This window comes from Streptomyces lushanensis (genome assembly GCF_001700515.1).
Taxonomy (GTDB): Bacteria; Actinomycetota; Actinomycetes; order Streptomycetales; family Streptomycetaceae; genus Streptomyces; species Streptomyces lushanensis.
Window position 1 is genome coordinate 1 of record NZ_MAUD01000677.1, and the last position, 219, is coordinate 219.

Below are 219 nucleotides of genomic sequence, written 5' to 3' on the forward strand. Positions count from 1 at the left end.
GCGGCGGCCCCAGCGGTACGTCCACCCCATTCCGTATCAGGGCGATACCGGTGAGCATGACGAGAGCCAGAACCCCCCAGGGCGAGCGCATCCTCGACTCCGGAGCGTAATGGTTCTTGCCCATAGTTCTCCCTTCGTGGACGTCTGCTGGCACGGTAAGCGCGGTCCGCCGAGCCCGCGATCAGGGACGGGCGAACGGGTGGCGGCGCCTGCCGGGCT